The organism is Nitrosomonadales bacterium, from assembly GCA_016716325.1.
Classification (GTDB): Bacteria; Pseudomonadota; Gammaproteobacteria; order Burkholderiales; family Gallionellaceae; genus Gallionella.
In genome coordinates, this window is the sequence record JADJWO010000001.1 from 2271716 (window position 1) to 2297243 (window position 25528).

Genomic DNA, 25528 nt, shown 5'->3' on the forward strand with positions numbered 1-25528 from the left:
ACCATGGGAAGAGACTTCCTGATCGTCGGCGCCGGCGCAGTCGGCCTGACCAGCGCACAAGCCCTGTTGCAGGCGGGCTACCGCGTGACGCTGGTCGAGCGCGGCCTGGTCGGACAGGAGGCTTCCTGGGCGGGCGGCGGCATCATGTCGCCATTGTGCTCGTGGGATTATCGCGAACCGGTCACGCGCCTCGCGCATCGCGGCATGAAGATGCTGGACGAGGCCGTTGCCGGATTGCAGGCCAGCACCGGCATCGATCCGGAATACCAGCGCTGCGGCATGCTGGTGTTGCCGCCGTTCCGGGACGAACTGGCCACGCGCTGGTGTGAACAGCATCGTTTCCCGCTGCGGCATGTGAACCCCGCCGACCACCTGCCGGTCGAGGCGGCGGATACCGGCTTGCTGTTGCCCGAGGTCGCGCAGGTGCGCAACCCGCGCCTGCTGCGCGCGCTGCGCCGGCGCGTCGAGATGCTCGGCGGGACGGTCCTTGAGCAGCATGAAGTGCTGGGTTTCGAGTTGGCGGGCGACCGCGTCGCATCGTTGCTGACCACGCAGGGAAGGCTGGGCGCGGATGCCTTCATCGTCACGGCGGGCGCGTGGAGCAAGACGCTGCTGGGCGAGCACGCGCTTGGCATGGACGTCCGCCCGATACGCGGACAGATATTGCTGTTCAAGTTCGATGCGCAGCCGTTCTCCCCGATCGTGCTTCAGGAAAGCCTGTATTTCATTCCGCGACGCGACGGGCATGTGCTGGTCGGCAGCACACTGGAAGACGTCGGTTTCGATAAATCCACCACGCCGGAAGCCCGCGCCAGCCTGTTGCAGCACGTGCATGCGATCTTCCCGGACTGGAAGGTGGTCGAACCGGTGCAGCACTGGGCAGGCTTCCGTCCCGGTTCGCCGGACAACATCCCGGTCATCGGCCGCCATCCGCACATCGCCAATCTCTACGCCAACAGCGGGCATTTCCGTTATGGCGTGACCATGTCGCTGGCCAGCGCGGAACTGTTGTGCAACGAGATCGAAGGCAGGCCGCAGGCATTGCCCGCGGAGGAATACCGCTGGCGATAGCCGGTGTGTGTCATTTATAATCGCCACGTTTTTGGCTGGAGTAGCTCAGTTGGTAGAGCAACGCACTCGTAACGCGTAGGTCGGAGGTTCGATTCCTCTCTCCAGCACCACCCCCCTGTCGAGGAACCCGCATGGCCATTTCTCACGCCCCCGCACGCCCCCCCCTTTCAAGATACCTTCCTTATTTCATTGCGGTGATCCTGCTGGTTGTTGCGGCGTGGTATTTGATGCGCCCAGACCCGGTTCGCGTGCAACTGGCGAAGGTCGAGCGCGGCACGGTGGAGGCGACGGTGAGCAACACCCGCGCCGGCACGGTCAAGGCATGCCGCCGCGCCAAGCTTGCGCCGCCGGCAGGCGGACAGATCGCGAACCTGCTGGTGAAGAAGGGCGAGCGCGTCGCAGCCAACCAGGTATTGCTGGAACTGTGGAACGATGATTTGCAGGCGCAGGCGCGGCTTGCGCAGGAGCAGCTCGACGTGGCGCAGACCCAGGCAAAACAGGCTTGCGTGCAGGCGGACCTGGCTGACAAGGAGATCGCGCGCGCGCGCCAGTTACAGGCACGCGGCTTCATCTCCGCCGAGGGGCTGGACCAGAAGTCGGCCGCCGCCAAGGTGGCGCGCGCCGGTTGCGACGCGGCGCACAGCCAGATCGGGCAGGCGCGCTCGCGCATCGCGGTGGCGCGTGCCGGACTGGCGCGCATGGTGCTGCGCGCGCCGTTCGACGGCATCATTGCCGATATCAGCGGCGAGCTCGGCGAGTACGCCACGCCTTCGCCCCCCGGCATCCCGACGCCGCCCGCGATCGACCTGATCGACGACCGCTGTATGTTCGTCAGCGCGCCGATAGACGAGGTGGATGCGGCCAACATCAAGGTCGGTCAGGAGGCGCGCATCACGCTGGATGCGGTCAAGGGGAAGGCTTTCGCGGGCAAGGTCAAGCGCGTCGCGCCCTATGTGCTGGAGATGGAGAAGCAGGCGCGCACCGTGGAAGTCGAAGTGGAATTCGTCGAGCCGCCTACCGCGGAGAATCTGCTGGTCGGTTACAGCGCGGATGTCGAGATCGTTCATACGATTCACCCGAAAGTGTTGCGCATCCCCACGCAGACCCTGCTGGAAGGAAAACGCGTACTGGTTTACCAGCCATCGGACGACAGTCTGGAGGAGCGGGTGGTGAAGACCGGTCTGGCCAACTGGGAGCAGACCGAGGTCACGTCCGGATTGAACGAGGGCGAAAGGGTCGTGCTGTCGCTCGACCGGGCCGGGGTGAAGGCCGGTGCGCGTGTGCAACCGGAACCGGATAAGCCTGCCCAATGATCCGGTGCGGCCGATGATCCAGTTCGAGAAAGTCAGCCGCAGTTTCACGGTCGGCGACCAGCAGGTCGCCGCGTTGCGCGGCATCGACCTGCACATCGCGGCGGGTGACTATGTCTCCATCATGGGGCCGTCCGGCTCCGGCAAATCGACATTGCTCAACCTGATCGGGCTGCTGGACCGTCCGAGTTCGGGCGTCTACCGGCTGGACGGCGGCAACGTCAGCGCGCTCAACGACGAACAGCAGGCCAGGGTGCGCAGCGAAAAGATCGGTTTCGTGTTTCAGGCGTTCCATCTGGTCCCGCGCCTGACGGCGGCGATGAACATCGAACTGCCGATGATCCTGTCCGGCATCTCCCCGGACGAGCGCAAGGCGCGCGTTACGCAGTTGCTGGAGAATTACGGCCTGACGGACCGTGCCGACCATCGTCCCGACCAGCTTTCCGGCGGACAGCGCCAGCGCGTCGCCATCGCCCGCGCCACCAGCATGCATCCCGCCGTGCTGCTGGCCGACGAGCCGACCGGCAATCTTGACCAGGCCACCGGCAAGGAAGTGATCAACCTGCTGGAAGCGCTGCTCGAACAGCAGGTCGCGCTGATCATGGTGACGCACGACCCGGTGATCGGCAGCCGCGCCCACCGGCAGTTGCACATGGTGGACGGGCAGATCGTCAGCGAGACCGGGCGCAGCACATGAGGATGATCGACGTCGCGCAGCTCGCTTCCGGCAGTCTGCGCGGCAGTCGCGCACGTACCCTGCTGATGATCCTGGCGATGTCCATCGGCGTGGCGGCCGTCATGGTGCTGACCGGGCTGGGCGAGGGTGCGCGCCGCTATGTGGTCGACCAGTTCTCTTCGCTGGGTACCAATCTGGTGATCGTCCTGCCGGGGCGCACCGAGACGGCCGGCGTCGGCCCGGGCATGCTGCTGGGGCAGATCCCGCGCGAGATCTCGCTAGACGATGCCGAGGCGGTGTTGCGCAGCCGTTCCGTCAAACGTATCGCGCCGCTGACCGTCGGTACGGCCACCCTTTCACGCGATGCGCTGAACCGCGAGGCGATCATATTGGGTTCGACGCATAACCTGCTCGAGGTGCGCCACATGAGCATGGGGATGGGGGAGTTCCTGCCGCCGGGCGATATCCGCGAGAGCGCATCGGTATGCGTGCTGGGCAACCAGCTCCGGCGCGAGCTGTTCGGCAATGAACAGCCCATCGGCCAGTGGGTGCGTCTCGGTGACCGCCGCTTCCGCGTCATCGGCGTGCTGGCCGCGCAGGGCGAATCGATGGGGATGCGCACCGATGAACTGGTGATCGTTCCAGTGGCGTCGGCGCATCAGTTGTTCAATACCTCGGGCCTGTTCCGCATCCTGGTCGAGGCGAAGAGCCGCGACACCATCGAGCAGGCCAAGCATGATGTGGAGCAGATCATGTTCCAGCGGCACAACGGCGAGAAGGATGTGACGGTGATCACGCAGGACGCGGTGCTGGCCACCTTCGACCGTATCCTGCGCGCGCTGACGCTGGCGGTGGGCGGCATCGCCGCGATCAGTCTTGCGGTGGCCGGCATCCTGATCATGAACGTGATGCTGATCGCCGTGTCGCAGCGCGTCAGGGAGATCGGTCTGCTCAAGGCGCTGGGCGCGCCCGCCGGGCAGATACGCAACCTGTTCCTGGCCGAGGCGATCCTGCTGTCCGGCATCGGCAGCGCGGTGGGTCTGGTGCTCGGGCAGGCGGGGATCATGGTGATCGCGCATCTCTATCCGTCGCTGCCGGTGGCTGCACCCTGGTGGGCGGTACTGGCGGCGATCGCCACGTCGCTCGGCACCGGGGTGCTGTTCAGCGTGTGGCCGGCGCGGCGTGCAGCCCAGCTCGATCCGGTGCTGGCATTGGCCAGGTCATGAACCGGTGTTCCTGAGATGTTACTTCCCGACCTGATCCGCCTGACCACCTCCAGCTTCCTGTCCTACCGGATGCGCAGCTTCCTGACCGGGCTGGGCATCGCGGTCGGCATCACGGCGGTGATCCTGCTCACCTCCATCGGCGAAGGGTTGCACCAGTTCGTGCTGGCGGAGTTCTCGCAGTTCGGTACCAACATCACTTCGATCCAGCCGGGCAAGACCCAGATGCAGGGCGGTAATGTGGGCATCCTGGGTTCGGTCCGGCCGCTGTCGCTGGACGATGCGGACGCATTGCGCCGCCTGCCTTATGTCGAGAGCGTCAATCCCGGCCTGATGGGCAATTCCGACCTGCGCGCCAACGGCAAGACGCGCCGTGCGACCGTGTTCGGCGAGGGGCGCGACTTCGCCACGACTTTCAGCATGAAGGTGCAGAGCGGCGGTTTCTGGACGGACGAGGACAACGAGCAGGCGCGCGCTCAGGTGGTGCTGGGGTCCAGGGTCAACCAGGAGCTGTTCGGCGGACAGAATCCGCTCGGCAGTTATCTGCGCATCGGCGGACAGCGCTACCGCGTCATCGGCGTGATGGAGCCCAAGGGGCAGATACTCGGGCTGGACATGGACGACGCCGTGTTCATCCCGGTCGCGCGCGCGATGGAGTTGTTCAACCGTCCGGGGTTGATGGAGATCAACGTGCGTTATCGCCCGAGCGCCGATCTTGCCACGGTCACGCGGCTGATCACCGAGCGCCTGATCGAGCGGCACGGGCGCGAGGATTTCACGCTGATCTCGCAGGAACAGGCGCTCGAGGTGTTGGGTTCGGTGCTGGATGTGATCACTTTCGCGGTGGGTGCGCTGGGCGGCATCTCGCTGCTGGTGGGCGGGGTCGGCATCCTGACCATCATGACCATGGCGGTCACCGAGCGCACCACCGAGATCGGCCTGTTGCGCGCGCTGGGGGCAAGGGAACGGCAGGTGCTGACGCTGTTCCTCGGCGAGGCGATCCTGCTATCCGCGCTGGGTGGTCTGGCCGGGCTGGCGCTCGGGGTCGGCATCGCCCAGGTTCTGCACTGGCTGTTCCCGGCGTTGCCGGTGCATACGCCCTGGCTGTTCGCCGCGCTGGCCGAATTGAGCGCGGTCACCATCGGCCTGCTGGCCGGCGTGATGCCGGCGCGGCGCGCCGCCCGGCTCGACCCGGTGGAGGCATTGCATACCGAATAAGCGCCGCTGACGGCCGAATTCCGGTAAAAATCCCCGTTGCGTTCATTCCCGTTTTTCCTCCGCTCGTCGGTCGTGGCCGGCCGCCCGGTTTTTTCGTTTTCCGCCCGTCAGTCTGGTTTTGAATCGCCGCGCCGTTCTGGCAAAGTGCGCAGCAATCGTGATGGCGCAACACTTTGTTCGCCGTGACGAGTGTCTGGTAGCGATAATTTTGACGAGTGAGGAAAAAATGAAAAAGACCTGTACGAAAGCAACTGAAATGATCGCCCGACTGGTACGCTGGGCAGTGGTCGGCGTTGCATCTTTCGTCGTCGTGCTCCCTGTTGTGACTTCCATACAAAGCTATGCCTGAAGCGGGCGTTTTCACGGAGGATAGAATGACTACAGTGATCGATACTTTGCAGGCCTCCGCCGTTACCGGCGGATTGAACGATGCGGAACTCAAGCGCATCGCGGGCATGTTCGAGGCCAGGGCGTATAAATCCGGCGAGGCGATCGGGGCGCCGCAAGACGGGGAGTGCGACAACCTGTCCATCCTGGCGGACGGCAACATCAAGGTGAAGGTCCCGTGCGGGGTGGGCGAAGCTACGGTCTGCACGCTGGTCCCGGGCGACATGACGGATCTGGGCGGTTTTTCCGTCAGCGATGCCGATGCGAGATTCTATGCGTCCGGGGACGCGGTCATCCTGAGCATGAACAAGAGCCGGTTCGACGTCATGGCCGAGTCGTATCCGCTGATGATGAGTCGCGTGGCGCGGGGAATGAGACGCAGTTTCCAGGGCGTCCTGTGGCGCATGAACAGGCAGGTCGCCGATCTCAGGGATTATGTTTACAGTACCCATAGCCGCCGATGAGACGGGCGTGATCGTGCCAATATGAAGATAGATAAATTTTCCAGGCCGGCAAGCTGCGACATATTCTGCAATGTCGTGGACAACTACGGTGACATCGGCGTGAGCTGGCGGCTGGCGCGAATATTGGCAAAAGAACACGGCTTGCGGGTGCGGTTGTGGGTGGACGACCTGCACAGCTTTGCCATGCTGTGCCCGGAAGCCGATGTGACGCGGGAGGCGCAGCATTGCCGCGGCGTGGAAGTGCGGCGCTGGATTGCTGACGCATTCCCCCCTCTCCCGGCCTGTCGGCCACCCTCTCCCGCTTGCGGGAGAGGGGATGGGGGAGAGGGAGTCAAGGGAGATGAGAAACTTCCAGATGTGATACCCGCCGAGTTGGTCATCGAGGCGTTCGCCTGCAAATTGCCGGAACGCTATGTCGCGGCAATGGCGGCGCAACGCCACAAGCCGGTCTGGCTGAATCTCGAATACCTGAGCGCGGAAAGCTGGGTCGAGGACTGCCATCAGCTGCCTTCGCCGCACCCCAACCTGCCGTTGACCAGACATTTCTTTTTCCCCGGATTTACCCGGAAAACCGGCGGCCTGCTGCTGGAGCGCGACCTGATGGTGCGCCGCGACAAATTCCAGAACGATGCCGGCCTGCAACGTACGTTCTGGCAGGGCATGGGCATGGAGATGCCGCGCTCGGGAACGCTCAAGGTGTCGCTGTTCGCGTACGAGAATGCGGCAGTCGGCGGCCTGCTCGATGTCTGGGCCCAGGGCGGGGACCCGGTGCTGTGCCTGGTGCCGGAAGGCCGCATCCTGCCGCAGGTCAGGCAATACTTCGGAGAAGTCGCGTCTATAGATTCCCCTCGCCCGCTTGCGGGAGAGGGGCCGGGGGAGAGGGGCAACTATTCGCGCGGCAATCTGACAGTACGCGTGTTGCCGTTCGTCGAACAGGATCGCTACGACGAATTGCTGTGGGCATGCGATGTCAATTTCGTGCGCGGCGAGGATTCATGCGTGCGGGCGCAATGGGCGGGCAAGCCGTTCATCTGGCAGATCTACCCGCAGCACGATGCGGTGCACTGGGACAAATTGCAGGCTTTCCTGGGGCTTTATGGCGCTTCGCTTGGCGCGGAGTCGAGCCGCGCGATGCAGGGATTGTGGAAGGAATGGAACGATGAGGGCAAGGCATGGCAGGCATGGCCCGCTTTCGTGGCGGCACGGGGCGAGCTGGGGCGCCGCGCCCAGGCCTGGGCGCGGGAACTGGCATGGAACGATCAGGCTTTGAATCTGCTGGATTTTTCGCGGAAAATCGGTAGAATGCGCGCCTTCGAAAATTGAGGGGCAGCAAACATGAAAACCGCACAAGAACTTCGCGCCGGCAATGTCGTGATGATCGGCAGCGACCCGATGGTCGTGCTGAAGGCTGAATACAGCCGTTCCGGCCGTAGCGGCTCGGTGGTCAAGATGAAGATGAAGAACCTGCTCAACGAGCAGGCAAAGGAAGCCGTCTATAGCGCGGACGACAAGTTCGACAACATCATCCTGGATCGCAAGGAATGCACTTACTCCTACTTTGCCGACCCGATGTACGTGTTCATGGACGAAGAGTACAACCAGTACGAGATCGAAGCCGAGAGCATGGGCGACGCGATCAACTACATCGAGGACGGCATGCCGTGCGAAGTGGTGTTCTATAACGAGAAGGCGATCTCCGTGGAATTGCCGAACACCATCGTGCGCGAAGTGATCTACACCGAGCCGGCAGTGCGCGGCGACACTTCCGGCAAGGTGATGAAACCGGCCAAGATCAACACCGGTTTCGAACTGCCGGTCGCGGCGTTCATCGAGATCGGCGACAGGATCGAGATCGATACGCGCACCAACGAGTTCAAGAAGCGCGCCTGATCGCCCGCAGTAACAGGCAAAAGGCCAGCCGCGAGGCTGGCCTTTTTGTTTGCGTGTGCCCCGGTTCATTTCTGGGCGGACGGGAGCCACTGGAAGCCGGCACGCTCGAAGTCTTCCCCTTCTTCCATCAGTTCGGTGAGCTTGATGTTGCGGCTCTTTTCTCCCAGCATCATTTCGTAGATGGTGTCCTGAACGAAGACGCCGGATTCGATCAGCATCGTGGCATGCGCATAGGAATTGTTCGCGTCGGGCAACAGGATGGCCGGCAGGTAATCGTAATCGAACGAGCCGGAGCTGCTCTCCCAGTTGGAGACTTTCTCGCTTTCCTTGCCGAGGGTACGCAACCATACCGACAGGGGTTTCTTGGCGATGATCTCGATGCCTGCATGCACCGTACCCTGCAGGTCGGTTTGCAGGCGCCGGATCAGGCCGACCCACCATAACGGTGTGTTCTTCGGCTTGAGCCCGCACAGGTCGCCGATCTTGACCCACGCGCCGCCGTCCCTCGGGATCGTCCCGCCCATGCCGTCCAGGCTTGCATCCAGGATGTGCCATTCTTCCATGTCGTAATCGAGATCCTCCTTGATCGAAGCGAGGCCGATGCCGGAGCGTTTCTTCAGGCCGGCGGCATCTTTCTCGGACAGGTTCGTCATCGTGTCCAGGTCGAGGCGCGTCACCAACTGGCTGATCGTCCTGAAGCTGTGGACCACATCGACAACGGTGTCGATCTGCCTGCGTTCATGGTGTCGCTGCGGAGGGTCTTCGCTCCAGTATGTTTGCAGATGCTTGAGTACGGTCAGTTTGCCCGACGGGGTGAACTCGCTGCCGAAGCGCTGCTCACGCTGGATCATCCCGTGCTCGTTCTGTTCGATGATGCCCGCGATCTTGGGGATGGCCCTGACCGCCCCGAAGTAGCGCGTGGTCGGCGTGACCGTGAGATCGCTGCCCGCGCGCATCGGCGCCGACGGCCTGGACAGGTCGATGCAGTAGGGGCAGTCGGGATCGGGCGATTCCTTGAGGTCGAAGAAACTGACCATGCGGCCGGCGATGCGGAAAGTCACCTCGATCTGGTCCGGCGCCAGCGTGCCGGGAGAGGAGACGTCGAGCATCAGCGCGCGCAGCAATTCGCGCTGCGGGCTGGTATGGATGACATGTCTGGGATAGGGGTAGACCATGTTGTCGAACTGGCTGTCCGCGGCGAAGCGGTAGCATTCGAACATTCGGCTCCAGACCGATTGCTCGATAGCGATGTAATGCATCATCTCCAGTTTCATCTGTTCGGCAGTGGCGCGCAGCAGGCGGACGCAGATGACCGGCATGATCTCCTTGAGGTCCCAGGGTGTCTTTTCCGCGCTGCGATATTGCTGCACGCAGGCTTCATAGGCTTCGGCCAGCACTTTGGAGAAACCGTGCAGACCATCCCACAAGTGCTTGCCCTTGAAATCCTGCAGATGCGGTTCACCGAGATACAGGCGCAGCAGTTCGGCATGCAGCGGCTGGCCGGTCTCGTCCAGCAGCATGATGATCTCGGTGCGCAGCATGGGGGTGTAGCCCTGCGCATCCTTGACCGACGACAGCCAGGACGCGAGTTCGTCCAGCGCCTTGAACGCATCGTCCTTCGGCAGGTCGGCGAGCAGTTTGCGCGCCTCCTTCATGTCGTACATCGGGTGATCCGGTTTTTCGCCAAAGATATCGTTCAGGGAAAACATGGTGGGTCTCCTGCTCTGGATGCTGACGGGCGGGCGCGTCTTGTGCGGTCATCATAACGGAACGTCCCGTGCCGGAAAAGCAGAGACTGAAGCGCCGGTGGGCGGCAGGGAAGGCGCGCTACCGGGAAGCCAGCAATCCGTCCAGCCACACTTTCCAGCGGCGGTATTTTTCCGGCAGTGCGCCCGTGTCGTCCGGGACCGCTATCCTGTCGCCTTTGCCGTGCCCTGCAGGCGCCATCCCCGCCGCGAGCAGCGCCGCTCCCAGCAGGCTGGACTGGTTCTGGTCAAGGCGGTACACGGCGCACGGGGCACATCGGGCGATGCCTTGCTGCAGACAGTCCGATCCGGACAGCCCGCCAGAAAGACAGGCGCGTCCGATGGCGGAATCGCGGTGAAAGTCTTCCAGCATCCGCGTCACGCGGAAGATGATCGCTTCCATCAGCAGCGCGGCGATACGGCGTTGCGGCAGGTGTTCGACCGGGCCGGAGAACGTCACTCTCAGGTCACCCCTGAAATACGGCGCGCCCAGTCCGCCGGGTTCGGCCAGGCAGAATATCCCGTCTGTTGCCAGCTCCCCGGAGCGGCATTCGCCGAACGGGTAGGGGGCGAGCGCGACGGCGATGGAGTTGAGCGTGCCTTCGCTGGCGAAATGCGTTTCCCCGGCGCCGTCCCGGTACGCCAGCGTTTGCAGGTAGCCATCGGGCACTGTGCCGCCCGCACGCAGGAAACGTGCGACGAACCCGCCGCTGCCGAGGTTGACCAGCGCTTCGCTGCCGTCGGCGGCAATGGAGGCGACCAGCGCGGCGGACTGGTCCGCCAGGCTGGCTCGCAACCTCAGGCCATTGTCGAACTCCAGATCCATCCCGGCGGAGGGCGCGATGCGCGGCAGGATGCCGGCGGGAATGCCGAACAGGTCGCAGAGTGCGGGCGACCATTGCTGCCGGCGGATATCCATCAGCAAAGTGCGCGCGGCCATGGATTCGTCGGTCACAAAATGCCTGCCGCCAGTCCAGCGCCAGATCAGGAAAGTGTCCAGCGTACCGGCAAGCAGTTCGCCGCGTTCAAGGCGCGCCAGCCATGCCGGGTTGTCCTGCAACACTTTGCGCAGCTTGGGGGCGAAATAATAGGGGGTGAGCGGCAGGCCGCCGAGATCGCGGATCGTCTCTTCATGCGCGCGCAATGCGGCGCAACTTGCCGCGCCCCGGTCGTCCTGCCACGAGATCAGCGGGGTGAGCGGTTGGCCGCCGGCCTGTTCCCAGATCAGGAACGACGAGCGCTGGCTGCACAGGCCCAACGGGACGCAGCCACCCGCTTGTGCGCGGCACTCGTCAAGCGCCAGCCCGGCTGTCGCTGCATACGCCAGCGCATCGCTCTCGCAGCGCCCGCCGTCGATGGTGATGGCCGACGCGGGGTGTTCCGCGATGTTGTGCAACTTGCCGTGACGGTCCAGCAGCCCGGCCTTGATCGAGGTGGTGCCAAGGTCGAGCGCGATGGCGCAGAACGAGGCGGCGCGTGTCATCCGTTCCTCATCGCCAGCGCCTGTTGCGGCACGTCGCTGATCAGGATGTCCACGCCGTGACCCAGCGCCCTGGCGATCTCTTCATCGCTGTTGCAGGTGTAGACCGCGATGCATTTGTCGTGTCCGCGCAACAATTCGACCGTCGCCTCATCGAGCGAGGTTATCGGCAGGCACAGCCCGCGCAGGAAGGGGTGTGCGGCCAGTGCCCGGCGCGCGTCCGCAAGCGTCTGCTCCGGCTCGAGGTTGTAGATCAGCGGGAACCCCGGTGTGAGCTGGTGGGCATAGACCAGGCTGGCGAGGTCGAATGAAGAAACGATGACGGTATCGTCCTGCGCGGTTCCGATCATCTCCAGCGTCTTGCGTACCTTGATCTCGTGGCGGGCACGGGGCTCCCAGTCGCGGTTCTTGATCTCGATCAGCAGGCGGCAGCGCGTGCGGTAGGCATCCAGAAATGCCTGCAGGCCCATGATGCCTTCCGCTGCGGCTTGAGGGGAGAAATGCGCGGCGAAATCCATCTGCTGCAATTGCGCGAGATCGAAATCGTCTATGCGCCTGTCCGGCAAGCCGAGCTTGCCGAGGAAGCGGTCGTGCCACAGTACGGCTGTTCCGTCGCGGCTCAACTGCACGTCAGTCTCGATACCGTCGATCGTATATTCCAGCGCCTTGTCGAAGGCCGTGCGGGTGTTTTCCGCCGCCTCGCGGTTGGCGCCGCGATGGGCGAAGATCAAGGTTCGCCGGGTTCTCATCGGGGCAGGCTTTCGATGAAGCGCCGCATCGAGGCTTCCAGCGCGGCGAAGTGCGGGTTGTACATCAGGCGGCGCATCATTCCGGCGGCAAGGTTCTCTTCCGTCACTTCGCCTTGTTGGCACTGTCCGGGATGTTCGCGGCACGCCCTGTATTTTTCCATCTCGTCAGGGTAGTAGTGCAGGCAATTCGAATATTCTCCGGACGCCCCGTAGTGGTTGTCTTCCGGCGCGATCACGATGGCCGTGTGCGCCGAACTCACTATCCGCTGTGCGGGTATCACACTGTCCACCCTCTCCAGCCTTGCGGCGGGAATGCCGGGCGGCAATTTCCCCGGTGTGGTGGTGTAGAGCACCAGTTTGTTGGCTGCGTGGGCGGCATGCGCCATAAAGGCCAGCGTGGCCGAGATGTCCACGGTCACGTCGTCCGCGCTGGCGGCGGCGAACACCGGAATATCCACGCCGCGTCCCTGCAAGCATGTGTCGAGTTCGCGGATCAGCGCATGCATCTGCGCCGCCGCATTCTTCGGGAAGGATTCGTACTTGTAGATATCGAGATCGGGCCTGATCTCCAGCCATTTCGCCGAAGGGATCAGCCAACTGTACAGCTTGTGCCAGTTGGCGAACCTGGCGCGAGACGATATCCGCAATGCGGGCGAGAACAGCAGCAGGCCGCGCACCCGTTCGTCGTGCAGGCTGTGCAGGATACTCAGCGTTGCGCCTGCCGACAGTCCCGCCAGATACATCTCGTCGACTTCCTCCGCCAGCCGGTCGGCGCCATACGCGACCGCCCTGGCCCAGTCCTGCCGGCGCGCCTCGAGCAGGTCGCCCGGCTGCGTGCCATGCCCCGGCAACAATATCGCCATCACGCGAAAACCGTTCTGCCGGAAGAATGCCGCCAGATGCCTCATGGAATAGGGTGAATCGGTCAGGCCGTGGGTGAGCAGTACGCCACGGCGGAAAGGCTTGCCGTGCCCCGGCGCAAAATCGGCCGACGGTTCCAGCTCGAACGGGGCGTTGCCGCCAACGACGCTGTCGAGAATGGCTGCGCCCGATGCGGCGCGTGCCTTCGTCAGCATGTCGCGGGTGGCAGCGACATAGTCCGCGAACGTCGGTGCAATGTCATCGAACCCGGCGTTCAATCCGGAAGGCCGGTGCCGCGCTTGTAGCGGAGGAACTGCCGAGCCAGAGATGCTGCGCAAATGCTGCATTGCCATTCCCGTGTGGAAAACCGGCTGGATTATGACGCAGATTGTCGCGTTTGATGATGGGTCGGCGGGAATTGGCCTTGCAGGCCGCGCATTCGCCTGAAGGAGAATGCCGTTCCGGGCTACAAACAGCAAGCAGGTGAGCCCATATGCCAAAGCCCCCGCATGGGCTTTGGCGTTCGTAGGCTCGCAGCAGTGCGGCTCGAATTCCCTGCCCACCCCACGCGCCGTCCCGGACGCGGATTTGGCTCCATGCAAATCATGCATCAACAAAAGAAAAGGGCCACCCATTCGGGCAGCCCTTTTTCTTTTGTTGGTGGAGACGGCGGGAATTGAACCCGCGTCCGCAAGCCCTCCACAGACAGTTCTACATACTTAGCCTGGCTGTTTGATTTGATCCCGCACACGCCAACCGGCGGGCTGGTACGGGACGAGTCACCTTGTTTCTAGCTCCGGTCAAAGTGACCCTGACCGGCACGATTCTGTGTAATTTACCTCACTCATCTCAGCCTTGCGGCCTTGAGCCACTCCACAGACAGCGTGGTGTGAGGTCTAGCTGACTTAAGCAGCTAAAGCGTAGTTTTCGTCGTTTGCGACTAGTTTTTTCCAGCTGATTTACGAGGTGGCGGGTCCTCGGTATGCCCTGCGCTGCTTTGCAACCCACGTCGAAGCCAAGTCGTCCCCGTTGTGTTGATACGGTGCGGATTGTAGCAGAGTCTCAGAGGGTGAGATGGGCGATGAGTTCCATCGGGTCGTCCACGCAGTCGTGTGCCTGCCAGTTTTCGACCGAGGCATCGGCACCGACATAACCGTAGCTGGCGATGATGCCGCGCATGCCGGATGCATTGGCGGCCTGCATATCGCGCAGGTCGTCTCCGAGATACAGGCATTGCGCGGGCGCGACGCCAGTGAGTTCGCAGGCCTTGAGCATCGGTTCGGGATGCGGTTTGGCGTGGGCACAGGTGTCGCCGCTGACCAGACAGGCGGCGCGGTCGGACATGCCCAGCGCCTGCATCAGCGGTATGGTGTAGCGGTGCGGTTTATTGGTGACGATGCCCCAGCGGATGTTGCGCCGCTCCAGTTCGGCAACCAGTTGCGCGATGCCGTCGAACAACCGGGTATGCACACAGATGTGGCTGGCGTAATGGTCGAGGAAGATTTCGCGCAAGGTGTCGTAATCCGGCGCGTCCGGGTCGATGCCGAAGCCGACCTTGAGCAGGCCGCGCGAGCCGTGCGAAGCTTGCGGACGCAGTATTTCCAGCGGCAGGGGGGACAGGCCGCGCACGGCGCGGGTATGGTTCAGCGCGGCCGCAAGGTCGGGAGCGGTGTCGGCGAAGGTGCCGTCGAGGTCGAACAGGACTGCTTTAATCACGAAGCACGCTCTTAACACCGCCCTCTCCCCTAACCCCTCTCCCGCAAGCGGGAGAGGGGAGCGCGACAGCGCGGGGGAGGGGGTTAGTCATGCCGGCAGGCGATCATGTAATTGATGTCGGTATCGCGTCCCAGCGAATAGGTCTTGCTGAACGGGTCGTAGCTCATGCCGGTGATGTTTTCCAGGTTCAGTCCGGCATTGCGGCAGGCTTGTGCCAGTTCGGACGGCTTGAGGAACTTGGCGTAATCGTGCGTGCCGCGCGGCAGCAGGTTCAGCAGGTATTCCGCGCCGATCACGGCAAACAGGTAGGACTTCGGGTTGCGGTTGAGCGTGGACAGGAACACCCATCCGCCGGGCTTGACCAGTTTGGCGCAGGCCGAGATCACGCTGCGCGGGTCGGGCACGTGTTCGAGCATCTCCATGCAGGCGACGATGTCATAGTGTCCCGGCTGTTCGGCAGCCAGGTCTTCCACGGCGATCTTGCGGTAATCGACCTGTTTGCCGCTTTCCAGCAAGTGCAGTTTGGCGACTTTCAGGGATTTTTCGGCAAGGTCGATGCCGGTGACGCTGGCGCCCATTCCCGCCATGCCTTCCGACAGGATGCCGCCGCCGCAACCGACGTCCAGCACGGTCTTCCCGGCCAGGCCCGCATGGCGGTCGATGTAGTCCAGGCGCAACGGATTGATGTCGTGCAGCGGCCGGAATTCACTGTTGGGGTCCCACCACTTGTGCGCCAGCAGGGAGAACTTTTCCAGTTCGACAGGGTCGGCATTCAGCGTCGTTGTGCCGGTGGCGGTCGCCGGTTCGACCGGCTGATCGTGTGGAGCGCCCATTTTATTTCGCGCGCGCGCCCGAAACGCGGATTTCCACGCGGCGGTCCGGTGCGAGGCAGGCTTGCAGTTTTACGCTCTTCAGCTTGTCGCACTCGCCCGGTTTGGTGACCGGCTGGCTGCTGCCCTTGCCTGTGCTGGACATTTTTTCGGTGGTGATCCCTTCGCTGACCAGGAAATTATGTACGGCATTGGCGCGGTATTCGGAAAGCCGCCGGTTCAAATCCTGCGGGCCGGTGCGGTCGGCGTGCCCGGTGATGAGTATGCTGTCGTATGCGATCGATTTCAGGTCGTTGGCCAGTTTGATGAGCCGCGCCTTGGCGGCCGGCTTGAGTTCGGCCTTGCCGGAATCGAACAGCTCGTCCGCGCCCAGGCTGACATCGAGCGATTCGGCCGGTGTGTCTGTCGATGTTGCCGGTGTGGTGACCGCCGGTTCTTTTTTGGAGGGGGCGGCATCGCATTCCGCAAGAGCGTTGTCGGGAGCCCATTCCCCGGTGCGGATGCAGCTGCCGAAGCCGCTGCGTACAAGCTGGCCTTCCGCATCGTAGAGGTAGCCTATGCTGGTGGGGTGGGCGAGCGCACCGTGTGCCATGGACAGCAGGCAGGCTAGCGAGGCGATGTGCAATGCACGGTTCATGGCATTCCTTTGTGTTTAGAGTTGGAGCTGGGGCATTCGACGATGGCCGGATGGTAAGGGTTAGCCCTTGTCGTTGTAAATACCGCAGGGGGCGGCCCGTAATCAGTTTTGTCTCGAAAGGGGGTGGCGTGGTAAACTTGCGCGCTGTTTTCTGAGCATTTTCAATCACCCCGGATACCATGGAACAATTCGCAAAAGAAACCCTGCCAGTCAGTCTTGAAGAGGAGATGCGCAAGTCCTACCTGGACTATGCGATGAGCGTCATTGTCGGACGTGCTTTGCCGGATGTGCGCGATGGCCTGAAGCCGGTGCATCGCCGCGTGCTGTATGCGATGCACGAACTGTCCAACGACTGGAATCGTGCTTATAAGAAATCGGCACGTATCGTCGGCGACGTGATCGGTAAGTACCACCCGCACGGTGATACCGCCGTGTATGACACCATCGTGCGCATGGCGCAGGATTTCTCGCTGCGTTACATGCTGGTGGACGGGCAGGGCAACTTCGGTTCGGTGGACGGCGACAACGCGGCGGCGATGCGGTACACCGAGATCCGCATGGCCAGGATCGCCCATGAGCTGCTCGCCGACCTGGACAAGGAAACGGTGGATTTCGGGCCGAACTACGACGGTTCCGAACATGAGCCGCTGGTGTTCCCGGCGCGCTTCCCCAACCTGCTGGTGAACGGTTCTTCCGGTATCGCGGTGGGCATGGCGACCAACATCCCGCCGCATAACATGGGCGAGGTGATCGGCGCCTGCCTGGCGCTGCTGAAGAATCCGGATATGGACATCGAGCAATTGATCGAGCTGGTGCCGGCGCCCGATTTCCCGACAGCGGGCTTCATCTACGGACTGTCCGGCGTGAAGGAAGGCTACCGTACCGGTCGCGGTCGCGTGGTGATGCGCGCGCGCACCCATTTCGAGGATATCGGCAAGGGTGAGCGCCAGGCGATCATCATCGACGAGTTGCCCTACCAGGTGAACAAGGCCAACCTGCTGATGAAGATCGGCGAACTGGTGCGCGAAAAGAAACTGGAAGGCATCTCCGAGATCCGCGACGAATCGGACAAATCCGGTATGCGCGCGGTGATCGAGCTGAAGCGTGGCGAGAACGCCGACGTGATCCTGAACAAGTTGTACAAGGACACGCAGATGCAGGACAGCTTCGGCATCAACATGGTCGCCATCGTCGACGGCCAGCCCAAGCTGCTCAACCTCAAACAGGTGATCGACGCGTTCCTGCGCCATCGTCGCGAAGTCGTGACGCGCCGCACCATCTTCGAACTGCGCAAGGCGCGTGAACGCGGTCACATCCTGGAAGGCTTGGCGGTTGCCCTGTCCAACGTGGACGAGATCATCGCACTGATCAAGGCGGCGCCGACCCCGGCGGATGCCAAGCGTGAGCTGATGGCGCGTGACTGGCGCTCGTCGCTGGTCGAGGACATGCTGTCGCGCGTCAGCGACGCTTCCCGTCCGGAAGGGCTGCTGCCGGAGTTCGGCCTGGTGAAGGGCAAGGGTTATTTCCTGTCTGACGCGCAGGCGCAAGCCATCCTGGAGCTGCGTTTGCAGCGCCTGACCGGACTGGAGCAGGACAAGATCGTCGGCGAATACCGCGAAGTGATGGACAGGATCGCCGACCTGCTGGACATCCTGGCGAAGCCGGAGCGCGTGACCCTGATCATCGGCGAGGAGTTGTCCGCGGTGAAAGCGCAGTTCGGCGACAAGCGCCGCAGCGAGATCATCACGCATACCCAGGAAATGAGCATGGAAGACCTGATCGCGCCGGAAGACGTGGTGGTCACCCTGTCGCACGGCGGGTACATGAAGGCGCAGAAACTGGACGAATACCGCGCGCAGAAGCGCGGCGGGCGCGGCAAGCAGGCAGCCTCGACCAAGGAAGACGATTTCGTCGACAACCTGTTCATCGCCAATACGCACGACTACATCCTGTGTTTCTCCAACCGCGGCCGCTGCTACTGGCTCAAGGTATACGAGGTGCCGCAAGGCAGCCGCATCTCGCGCGGCAAACCCATCGTCAACCTGTTGCCGCTGGAAGACGGCGAGAAGATCAACGCGATATTGCCGGTCAGCGAGTTCGTCGAGGACCGGTATGTGTTCTTCGCCACCACCAACGGTACGGTGAAGAAGACCACGCTGGCGCAGTTTGCCAATCCGCGCAAGGCCGGCATCATCGCCATCGCGCTGGACGAGGGCGACTTCCTGATCGGCGTGGCGCTGACCGATGGCACGCATGACGTGATGCTGTTCTCCGACGGCGGCAAGGCGGTGCGTTTCGACGAGAACGATGTGCGCGCGATGGGTCGCGATACGCGCGGCGTGCGCGGCATGAAACTGGCTGCCAAGCAGCAGGTCATCTCGCTGCTGGTTGCCGGCAACGAGGAGCAGTCGGTGCTGACCGCGACCGAGAACGGCTACGGCAAGCGCACCTCGATCACCGAATACACCCGCCACGGGCGCGGCACGCAGGGCATGATCGCGATCCAGACCTCGGCGCGCAACGGCAAGGTGGTCGCCGCGACGCTGGTGGACAAGGAAGACGAGATCATGCTGATCGGCACCAACGGCGTGCTGATCCGCACTCGCGTCAAGGAGATCCGCGAGATGGGGCGCGCCACGCAGGGGGTCACCCTGATGAACGTCGAGAAGGGCGAGAAACTGGCGGGTCTGAGCCGCATCGCCGAGCCCGAAGAAGAGGAAAGCTAGGATTGAGGATCGAGGATTGAGCGAGAAGCAGAGCAGCGGGTTTTGCTCGATCCTGTTCAGAATATTTTAATAATTGGGAGTAAAAACATGACGATCTACAACTTCAGTGCGGGTCCGGCAGTGTTGCCGAAGGAAGTGTTGCAGCAGGCGCAGGCGGAACTGACCGACTGGCACGGCAGCGGCATGTCGGTGATGGAGATGTCGCACCGCGGCAAGGAATACATGGGTATCCATGCGCAGGCCGAGGCTGACCTGCGCGAACTGATGGCGATCCCGGCCAATTACAAGGTGCTGTTCCTGCAGGGCGGGGCGCATCTGCAGTTCTCGATGATCCCGTTCAACCTGTTGCGCGGCAAAGCGTCGGCGGACTATGTGAACACCGGCGAGTGGTCGAAGAAGGCCATCGGCGAGGCGAAGAAATTCTGCAACGTGAACGTGGTGGCTGACAACAAGGACAAGAACTGTACCTATGTGCCGGATTTCAAGACCTGGAAGCTGGATAAGGATGCGGCCTATGTCCACTACACGCCGAACGAAACCATCGGTGGCGTCGAGTTCAACTGGGTGCCGAATACGGGCGATGTGCCGCTGGTGGCGGACATGTCTTCCAACATCCTGTCGCGTCCGGTCGAGGTGTGGAAATACGGCCTGATCTACGCCGGCGCGCAGAAGAATATCGGCCCGGCCGGACTGACGCTGGTGATCGTGCGCGAAGATCTGGTGGGTCATGCCGACCCGCGCCTGCCGACCATGATGGATTACAAGACGCATGCCGACAACGAGTCCATGTACAACACGCCGCCGACCTTCGCAATCTACATGGCAGGTCTGGTGTTCCAGTGGCTGAAGAAGAACGGCGGAATCGGCGTGATGGAACAGCACAACATCGCCAAGGCGAACCTGCTGTATGCGGCCATCGATGCCAGCAACGGTTTCTACAACTGCCCGGTGAACCAGGCCGACCGTTCGCGCATGAACGTGCCGTTCACGCTGAAAGATGCGGCACTGGACGGAGATTTCCTGAAGCAGGCGGGCGCACGCGGACTGTTGCAGCTCAAGGGCCACCGTTCCGTCGGCGGCATGCGCGCTTCGATCTACAATGCGATGCCGCTGGAGGGTGTGCAGGCGCTGGTGGACTTCATGAACGAATTTGCGAAAAAACATGGCTAAGAAATCTGCACCGAAAACATTCCGGATACTGACGCTCAACAAGATCGCCTCGGTCGGGCTGAAACGTTTTCCTGCCGAGAGATACGTGACCGGCACCGACATCACCGAGCCGGACGCGATCATGGTGCGTTCGCATAACATGCTGGAAATGGATATCCCGGCCAGCGTGTTGGCGATCGCCCGCGCCGGGGCAGGCACCAACAACGTGCCGGTGAAGAAGATGAGCGCGCGCGGTGTTCCGGTGTTCAACGCGCCCGGTGCCAATGCCAATGCGGTCAAGGAACTGGTGATCACCGGTATGCTGCTGGCTTCGCGCAACATCGTTCCGGCGCTGCATTTCACCGCGAACCTCGAGGGCGACGATGCGACGATGCACAAGCTGGTCGAGGACGGCAAGAAGCACTATGCCGGAACCGAGCTGCGCGGGCGCACGCTGGGCATCATCGGACTGGGGGCGATCGGACGGCTGGTGGCCGACGCGGCGATCGGCCTGGGCATGAACGTGATCGGCTTTGATCCCGAGATCACCGTGGATGCGGCATGGAGTCTGCCTTCTCAAGTGAAAAAGGCGCACAGCGTCGAGGATCTGCTTAAACACAGCGATTACGTTACGCTGCACGTGCCTTTGCTGGATGCGACGCGCAACCTGATCGACGAGAAGCGCGTTGCGGCGATGAAGTCGGGCTGTGTGCTGCTCAATTTCGCGCGCAACGGCATTGTCAACGAGGCGGCGGTGCTGGCCGGCCTGGCGAACAAACATGTACGGTGCTACGTGTGCGACTTCCCCGGCAACAACACCCTGGGCAACGACCGGATCATCGCTTTGCCGCATCTGGGGGCTTCCACGCAGGAGGCCGAGGACAATTGCGCGGTGATGGTGGCGGAACAGTTGCGCGATTACCTGGAACACGGCAACGTGGTCAACACGGTGAACTTCCCGAACGTGACGATGCCCCGCGAATCCTCGTTCCGGCTGGCGATCGCCAACAGCAACGTACCCAACATGCTGGGACAGATTTCGACCACATTGGCGGGGGCGGGCATGAACATCCACAACATGATGAACAAGTCGCGCGGCGAGATGGCGTACACGCTGGTGGATATCGACTCAAGACCGACCGCCGCCTTGATCGCGCAGGTTTCCGCCATTCCCGGCGTGCTGATGGTGCGCGACCTGACGCTGCCTGAAACAGAATGAGCGAGGAACTCAAACAATACCGCGAACAGATCGATCGCCTGGATGACGAGTTGCTTCAGCTCGTCAACCGGCGTGCCGCGCTGGCGCAGCAGATCGGCCACCTCAAGGAAGATGGCGTGGTGCTGCGTCCGGAGCGCGAGGCGCAGATATTGCAGCGCCTGCAGGACAATAACCGCGGGCCGTTGAGCAATGCCGCCGTTGCGCAGTTGTTCACCGAGGTGATGTCGCAATGCCGCGCGCTGGAAGCGCCGCTGTCGGTCGCCTATCTCGGGCCGGAAGGTACGTTCAGCGAACTGGCGACGCTCAAACGGTTCGGCAACGCGGTGCAGGGGCAGCCGTGCGCGACCATCGACGATGTGTTCCGTGCGGTAGAGAGCGGCACGGTCCATTACGGCATGGTGCCGGTGGAGAATTCCACCGAGGGCGCGATCGGCCTCACGCTGGATCTGCTGCTGCAAAGCACGTTGCAGGTCTGCGGCGAATTGATGCTGCCGATCCACCAGTGCCTGCTGGCGCAGCAATGCGAATTGAGTTCGATCAGGACGGTCTATTCCCATCCGCAGTCGCTGGCGCAATGCCGGAACTGGCTGAATGTGCATCTGCCGCATGCGGCGCTCATCCCGGCCGCCAGCAATGCCGAAGCGGCGCGACTGGCCGCCGAGAATCCGCATAGTGCGGCGATCGCCGGGAAACAGGCGGCAACGCGTTCCGGCCTGAAGGTATGCCGGGAAAACATCGAGGACGACGCGCGCAACACCACGCGTTTCCTGGTGCTGGGCAACCAGCAGGTTGCGCCGTCCGGCAATGACAAGACCTCGCTGGTGCTGTCCGCCCCCAACCGCCCGGGCGCCGTGCATGATCTGCTGGTGCCGCTGGCCAAATATGGCGTCAGCATGACCAGGCTGGAGTCGCGCCCGGCGCGTTCGGGACTGTGGGAATATGTGTTCTACATGGATATCGAAGGCCATCAGGCCGATGCAAAAGTGGCCGACGCACTTGCCGAACTCAGGCAGGCTGCGGCTTTCATGAAAGTTCTGGGTTCGTATCCGGCCGCTGTTTAGGTGGCTTTTCGAGGGTTGATCAATGGCATTTCCGCAATTAGGTTGGGACATCGAGTTCCTGAAAAACAATCCGGCATTCCAGAATGACCATTACGGCGTTCCGGTCGATGCGCGGCATATCCACTATCCGATCCGCATGGTGCGCTACTGGTTCATGTACCACTTCCTGCGCGAAGAGGCGGCACGCAAGGGGGCGCTGGACGTGTGCGAGATCGGTGTGGACGTCGGGCAGATGCTCGGATTCCTGAAGGCCGCCATCGAACTGGGCGGCGACCCGGTGCCGCTGGCGAGCTGGGACGCGGTGGATGCGATCATCCGCAAGGAGACGCTGGAGCGCGTCGGCTACAACAATTTCTACCAGGTCGATCTGGAAAGCCCGGAATTTGCGCTGGGCGGCAAGCAATATGACGCGATGATCCTGCTGCATGTGCTGGAACACTTGTTCAAGCCGGAGGAGTTGGTGGCGAAACTCGTGCCGCACCTCAAGCCGGGCGGCATGCTGATCGGCGGTTTTCCTTCCACGCCGGAATGTATGGCGCAGTCCCGCGAGGAAAAGATACGTCCGGGTGCGCGCAAATACGGCCATGTCAGCGTGTTCTCGCCGAAGCGCGTGCGCGACATGGCGGCAGCCAGCGGACTGGAAGTGGAATTCCTGACCGGCGCGTTCTTCATGCGCAAGAAAGGTTTTTTCCTGGAAAACTGCAAGTGGTGGTTGCGCTTCAATCTTTGGTTCGGTGCGATGTTCCCGGGCTGGCCGGGCGAGACGTACTGGATACTGCGCAAACCTGAATAAATAGGAATCTGTCCACGAAAAACACGAAAGTGGAAAATCAAACCGGAGATTGGATATCTCAACGAAGCGTTCGTTAAAAATTCCTGTTGGTTTATGTGCCTTTGGGATCGTTTCGTGCCTTTCGTGTTTTTCGTGGATAAAAGGTTTATGGCCTTAACGGCACCTTTTTGTTGATTATTGATGATTGTCGAAATGAACTACGCAGAACTGGCACCCCCATACATCCGGGCGATCGCACCGTACCAGCCCGGCAAGCCGATCTCGGAGCTGGAGCGCGAGCTCGGCATCACCGGCATCGTGAAACTCGCCTCGAACGAGAACCCGCTCGGCGCGAGTGCGGCTGCCGTCGCCGCCATGCAGGAGGCGATCAAGACCATTGCGCTGTACCCGGATGGCAATGGATTCGAGCTGAAGGAGGCCCTGTCCAGGCGCTATGGCGTTGCGCATCCCGGGATCACGCTGGGCAATGGCAGCAACGACCTGCTGGAATTGATGGCACGGGCATTCCTGGCGCCTGGTGACAAGGTCGTCTACTCGGCACATGCGTTCGCGGTCTATGCGCTGGCGACGCAGGCGGTCGGAGCGACCGGCATCAGCGTACCGGCGACGAAGGGATACGGACACGACCTGCAGGCGATGCTGGAGGCTGCCAGGGAAAACAATGCCAAGATCGTCTTCATCGCCAATCCGAACAATCCGACCGGCACGTTGCTGGAAGCGGGCGAGTTGGCCGCATTCCTGCAGCATCTTCCGCCCGAAATCCTGGTGGTGCTGGACGAGGCATACAACGAATATCTGCCCGAGGAGAAGCGCTACGATTCCGTGGCATGGCTGAAGTCGCACCCGAACCTGGTGATCACGCGGACATTCTCCAAGGCTTATGGTCTGGCTGGGCTGCGCGTCGGCTATGCGCTGGCACACGAGCAGATCACGGACATGATGAATCGTGTGCGCCAGCCTTTCAACGTCAACAGCGTGGCGCAGGCGGCAGCGGTGGCGGCATTGCGTGACGTGTCCTTCGTGAAGCGGACGTTCGATCTGAATCGGCAAGGCATGAACCAGATCACTGATGGCCTGGAAAAGCTGGGGCTGGAGTACATCCCCTCGTATGGGAACTTCATTGCGTTCCGCATCGCGGATGCGGGGTCGATATTCCGCCGCCTGCTGGCATTGGGCGTCATCGTGCGCCCCATCGCCAACTACGACATGCCGGACTGGCTGCGCGTCAGCATCGGCCTGGAAAGCGAGAACGCAAAATTTTTGACTGCCTTGCGACAGGCGATTGGAGAAAGTAAATGATCATCGTAATGGGCAGGGAAGTCACCGAAGAACAGATCGGTGCAGTGGTAAAAAGGCTGGAGACTGCGGGATTGAAGGCGAACATCTCGCGCGGCATCGAGCGCACCGTGATTGGCGCGATCGGCGACGAGCGTCCGCTGACGGAGGAGATGTTCACGCCATTGCCCGGCGTGGAATCGGCGATGCACATCGCCAAGCAGTACAAGATCGTGTCGCGCGAATCGCACCGTTCGGATACGGTGATCGACATCGGCGGCATCCCGCTGGGCGGCAAACAGATCCAGGTCATCGCCGGGCCCTGCTCGGTCGAAACGCAGGAGCAGATGGACCTGTCGGCCAAGTATGTGCACGCGGCCGGTTGCCGGTTGATGCGTGGCGGCGCGTTCAAGCCGCGCACCAGTCCCTATACTTTCCAGGGGCACGGTGCGGAAGGGCTGGACATGTTCCGCAAGGCGGCGGACCAATTCAAGCTACCGATCGTCACCGAGCTGATGGATGCGCGCCAGCTGGATACGTTCATGGAATACGATGTGGATGTGATCCAGATCGGCACGCGCAACATGCAGAACTTCGACCTGCTGAAGGAAGTCGGGCGCATCAACAAGCCGGTGATCCTGAAGCGCGGCATGTCCGCGACCATCAGCGAGTGGCTGATGGCGGCGGAATACATCGCGGCGGGCGGCAACCACAACATCATCTTCTGCGAGCGCGGCATCCGCACCTTCGAGACCTACTACCGCAACGTGCTGGACGTGACCGCGATCCCGGTGCTGAAGAAGGAGACCCACCTGCCGGTGATCGTCGATCCCTCGCACGCCGGAGGCAAGGCCTGGATGGTCGCGGCGCTGTCGCAGGCTGCGGTCGCCGCCGGTGCGGACGGCCTGCTGGTCGAGATGCACCCGAGTCCCTGCGACGCATGGTGCGACGCCGACCAGGCGCTGACCCCCGGAGAATTGAAACAGTTGATGGCCACGCTGGGCGCCATCGCCGGCGCGATCGGGCGGACGCTGTAAGTTGGTTGGTG

Annotated in this window: 22 protein-coding genes, 1 tRNA gene and 1 other RNA gene; 16 read left to right on the plus strand and 8 right to left on the minus strand. The window is 62.4% G+C overall.

Annotated elements, in window-relative coordinates:
* The first annotated feature begins 3 nt into the window (after positions 1-3).
* From thiO to efp, 9 genes are all read left to right on the plus strand, one after another.
* The gene (gene thiO, locus IPM27_11065; GenBank protein MBK9162081.1) at positions 4-1071 is read left to right on the plus strand and encodes a glycine oxidase ThiO; all 1068 of its coding nucleotides are present in this window, start codon (positions 4-6) and stop codon (positions 1069-1071) included.
* A 34-nt stretch (positions 1072-1105) separates the two neighbouring features.
* Positions 1106-1181: transfer RNA gene (locus IPM27_11070), tRNA-Thr, on the plus strand.
* Positions 1182-1202: 21 nt separating this feature from the next.
* Entirely contained in the window at positions 1203-2384 is a 1182-nt protein-coding gene (locus IPM27_11075) for an efflux RND transporter periplasmic adaptor subunit (GenBank protein MBK9162082.1), read from the plus strand.
* A 13-nt stretch (positions 2385-2397) separates the two neighbouring features.
* Positions 2398-3078: an ABC transporter ATP-binding protein gene (locus IPM27_11080; GenBank protein ID MBK9162083.1), complete on the plus strand. Its 681-nt coding sequence runs from the start codon at positions 2398-2400 to the stop codon at positions 3076-3078.
* The gene (locus tag IPM27_11085) at positions 3075-4283 is read left to right on the plus strand and encodes an ABC transporter permease (GenBank protein ID MBK9162084.1); all 1209 of its coding nucleotides are present in this window, start codon (positions 3075-3077) and stop codon (positions 4281-4283) included. Before IPM27_11080 ends, IPM27_11085 begins: the two co-directional genes overlap by 4 nt.
* A gap of 15 nt (positions 4284-4298) precedes the next feature.
* The gene (locus IPM27_11090; protein MBK9162085.1) at positions 4299-5498 is read left to right on the plus strand and encodes an ABC transporter permease; all 1200 of its coding nucleotides are present in this window, start codon (positions 4299-4301) and stop codon (positions 5496-5498) included.
* A gap of 374 nt (positions 5499-5872) precedes the next feature.
* Positions 5873-6349 carry a cyclic nucleotide-binding domain-containing protein gene (locus IPM27_11095; GenBank protein ID MBK9162086.1) on the plus strand — a complete coding sequence of 159 codons (477 nt, stop codon included), beginning with the start codon at positions 5873-5875 and terminating at the stop codon, positions 6347-6349.
* A gap of 21 nt (positions 6350-6370) precedes the next feature.
* On the plus strand, positions 6371-7672 hold the full coding sequence (gene earP, locus IPM27_11100; GenBank protein ID MBK9162087.1) for an elongation factor P maturation arginine rhamnosyltransferase EarP: 1302 nt from the start codon (positions 6371-6373) through the stop codon (positions 7670-7672).
* Positions 7673-7684: 12 nt separating this feature from the next.
* Positions 7685-8239 (plus strand): elongation factor P, encoded by a 555-nt coding sequence (efp, locus tag IPM27_11105; protein MBK9162088.1) that lies wholly within the window; start codon positions 7685-7687, stop codon positions 8237-8239.
* Positions 8240-8304: 65 nt separating this feature from the next.
* Here efp and IPM27_11110 read toward each other — a convergent pair whose 3' ends face one another.
* The 8 genes from IPM27_11110 to IPM27_11145 all read right to left on the minus strand — a co-directional run bounded on the left by IPM27_11110 (position 8305) and on the right by IPM27_11145 (position 16257).
* Positions 8305-9948 (minus strand): hypothetical protein, encoded by a 1644-nt coding sequence (locus IPM27_11110; protein MBK9162089.1) that lies wholly within the window; start codon positions 9946-9948, stop codon positions 8305-8307.
* A gap of 118 nt (positions 9949-10066) precedes the next feature.
* Positions 10067-11467: a carbohydrate kinase gene (locus tag IPM27_11115; protein MBK9162090.1), complete on the minus strand. Its 1401-nt coding sequence runs from the start codon at positions 11465-11467 to the stop codon at positions 10067-10069.
* Positions 11464-12213, minus strand: coding sequence for a glycerophosphodiester phosphodiesterase (locus tag IPM27_11120; protein MBK9162091.1), 750 nt, complete (start codon positions 12211-12213; stop codon positions 11464-11466). The genes IPM27_11115 and IPM27_11120 overlap by 4 nt, the downstream gene beginning before the upstream one ends.
* Complete coding sequence (locus IPM27_11125; protein ID MBK9162092.1) at positions 12210-13421, minus strand: alpha/beta hydrolase; 1212 nt, start codon at positions 13419-13421, stop codon at positions 12210-12212. Before IPM27_11125 ends, IPM27_11120 begins: the two co-directional genes overlap by 4 nt.
* 311 nt (positions 13422-13732) lie before the next feature.
* Positions 13733-14102, minus strand: a transfer-messenger RNA (tmRNA) gene (gene ssrA / locus IPM27_11130).
* Between the two features lie 34 nt (positions 14103-14136).
* The gene (locus IPM27_11135; GenBank protein ID MBK9162093.1) at positions 14137-14790 is read right to left on the minus strand and encodes an HAD-IA family hydrolase; all 654 of its coding nucleotides are present in this window, start codon (positions 14788-14790) and stop codon (positions 14137-14139) included.
* Between the two features lie 83 nt (positions 14791-14873).
* Positions 14874-15623 carry a bifunctional 2-polyprenyl-6-hydroxyphenol methylase/3-demethylubiquinol 3-O-methyltransferase UbiG gene (gene ubiG / locus IPM27_11140; protein ID MBK9162094.1) on the minus strand — a complete coding sequence of 250 codons (750 nt, stop codon included), beginning with the start codon at positions 15621-15623 and terminating at the stop codon, positions 14874-14876.
* 1 nt (position 15624) lies between these two features.
* Positions 15625-16257: an OmpA family protein gene (locus IPM27_11145; GenBank protein MBK9162095.1), complete on the minus strand. Its 633-nt coding sequence runs from the start codon at positions 16255-16257 to the stop codon at positions 15625-15627.
* 179 nt (positions 16258-16436) lie between these two features.
* Here IPM27_11145 and gyrA point away from each other — a divergent pair, with 179 nt between their 5' ends.
* The 7 genes from gyrA to aroF all read left to right on the plus strand — a co-directional run bounded on the left by gyrA (position 16437) and on the right by aroF (position 25517).
* Positions 16437-18983 (plus strand): DNA gyrase subunit A, encoded by a 2547-nt coding sequence (gyrA, locus tag IPM27_11150; GenBank protein MBK9162096.1) that lies wholly within the window; start codon positions 16437-16439, stop codon positions 18981-18983.
* 87 nt (positions 18984-19070) lie between these two features.
* Positions 19071-20153: a 3-phosphoserine/phosphohydroxythreonine transaminase gene (serC, locus tag IPM27_11155; GenBank protein MBK9162097.1), complete on the plus strand. Its 1083-nt coding sequence runs from the start codon at positions 19071-19073 to the stop codon at positions 20151-20153.
* Complete coding sequence (locus tag IPM27_11160; protein MBK9162098.1) at positions 20146-21351, plus strand: phosphoglycerate dehydrogenase; 1206 nt, start codon at positions 20146-20148, stop codon at positions 21349-21351. The genes serC and IPM27_11160 overlap by 8 nt, the downstream gene beginning before the upstream one ends.
* Positions 21348-22412, plus strand: a complete 1065-nt coding sequence (gene pheA / locus IPM27_11165; GenBank protein MBK9162099.1) for a prephenate dehydratase — start codon at positions 21348-21350, stop codon at positions 22410-22412. Before IPM27_11160 ends, pheA begins: the two co-directional genes overlap by 4 nt.
* A gap of 22 nt (positions 22413-22434) precedes the next feature.
* Positions 22435-23205: a methyltransferase domain-containing protein gene (locus IPM27_11170; protein MBK9162100.1), complete on the plus strand. Its 771-nt coding sequence runs from the start codon at positions 22435-22437 to the stop codon at positions 23203-23205.
* Positions 23206-23397: 192 nt separating this feature from the next.
* Positions 23398-24504, plus strand: a complete 1107-nt coding sequence (locus IPM27_11175; GenBank protein ID MBK9162101.1) for a histidinol-phosphate transaminase — start codon at positions 23398-23400, stop codon at positions 24502-24504.
* On the plus strand, positions 24501-25517 hold the full coding sequence (gene aroF, locus IPM27_11180; GenBank protein MBK9162102.1) for a 3-deoxy-7-phosphoheptulonate synthase: 1017 nt from the start codon (positions 24501-24503) through the stop codon (positions 25515-25517). The genes IPM27_11175 and aroF overlap by 4 nt, the downstream gene beginning before the upstream one ends.
* Positions 25518-25528: the final 11 nt, after the last annotated feature.

Excerpts from the sequence above, each read along its gene's own strand:
- thiO (MBK9162081.1), top strand. The coding sequence starts at position 4 with ATGGGAAGAGACTTCCTGATCGTCGGCGCCGGCGCAGTCGGCCTGACC.
- IPM27_11075 (MBK9162082.1), top strand. The coding sequence starts at position 1,203 with ATGGCCATTTCTCACGCCCCCGCACGCCCCCCCCTTTCAAGATACCTT.
- IPM27_11080 (MBK9162083.1), top strand. The coding sequence starts at position 2,398 with ATGATCCAGTTCGAGAAAGTCAGCCGCAGTTTCACGGTCGGCGACCAG.
- IPM27_11085 (MBK9162084.1), top strand. The coding sequence starts at position 3,075 with ATGAGGATGATCGACGTCGCGCAGCTCGCTTCCGGCAGTCTGCGCGGC.
- IPM27_11090 (MBK9162085.1), top strand. The coding sequence starts at position 4,299 with ATGTTACTTCCCGACCTGATCCGCCTGACCACCTCCAGCTTCCTGTCC.
- IPM27_11095 (MBK9162086.1), top strand. The coding sequence starts at position 5,873 with ATGACTACAGTGATCGATACTTTGCAGGCCTCCGCCGTTACCGGCGGA.
- earP (MBK9162087.1), top strand. The coding sequence starts at position 6,371 with ATGAAGATAGATAAATTTTCCAGGCCGGCAAGCTGCGACATATTCTGC.
- efp (MBK9162088.1), top strand. The coding sequence starts at position 7,685 with ATGAAAACCGCACAAGAACTTCGCGCCGGCAATGTCGTGATGATCGGC.
- IPM27_11110 (MBK9162089.1), bottom strand. The coding sequence starts at position 9,948 with ATGTTTTCCCTGAACGATATCTTTGGCGAAAAACCGGATCACCCGATG.
- IPM27_11115 (MBK9162090.1), bottom strand. The coding sequence starts at position 11,467 with ATGACACGCGCCGCCTCGTTCTGCGCCATCGCGCTCGACCTTGGCACC.
- IPM27_11120 (MBK9162091.1), bottom strand. The coding sequence starts at position 12,213 with ATGAGAACCCGGCGAACCTTGATCTTCGCCCATCGCGGCGCCAACCGC.
- IPM27_11125 (MBK9162092.1), bottom strand. The coding sequence starts at position 13,421 with ATGCAGCATTTGCGCAGCATCTCTGGCTCGGCAGTTCCTCCGCTACAA.
- ubiG (MBK9162094.1), bottom strand. The coding sequence starts at position 15,623 with ATGGGCGCTCCACACGATCAGCCGGTCGAACCGGCGACCGCCACCGGC.
- IPM27_11145 (MBK9162095.1), bottom strand. The coding sequence starts at position 16,257 with ATGAACCGTGCATTGCACATCGCCTCGCTAGCCTGCCTGCTGTCCATG.
- gyrA (MBK9162096.1), top strand. The coding sequence starts at position 16,437 with ATGGAACAATTCGCAAAAGAAACCCTGCCAGTCAGTCTTGAAGAGGAG.
- serC (MBK9162097.1), top strand. The coding sequence starts at position 19,071 with ATGACGATCTACAACTTCAGTGCGGGTCCGGCAGTGTTGCCGAAGGAA.
- IPM27_11160 (MBK9162098.1), top strand. The coding sequence starts at position 20,146 with ATGGCTAAGAAATCTGCACCGAAAACATTCCGGATACTGACGCTCAAC.
- pheA (MBK9162099.1), top strand. The coding sequence starts at position 21,348 with ATGAGCGAGGAACTCAAACAATACCGCGAACAGATCGATCGCCTGGAT.
- IPM27_11170 (MBK9162100.1), top strand. The coding sequence starts at position 22,435 with ATGGCATTTCCGCAATTAGGTTGGGACATCGAGTTCCTGAAAAACAAT.
- IPM27_11175 (MBK9162101.1), top strand. The coding sequence starts at position 23,398 with ATGAACTACGCAGAACTGGCACCCCCATACATCCGGGCGATCGCACCG.
- aroF (MBK9162102.1), top strand. The coding sequence starts at position 24,501 with ATGATCATCGTAATGGGCAGGGAAGTCACCGAAGAACAGATCGGTGCA.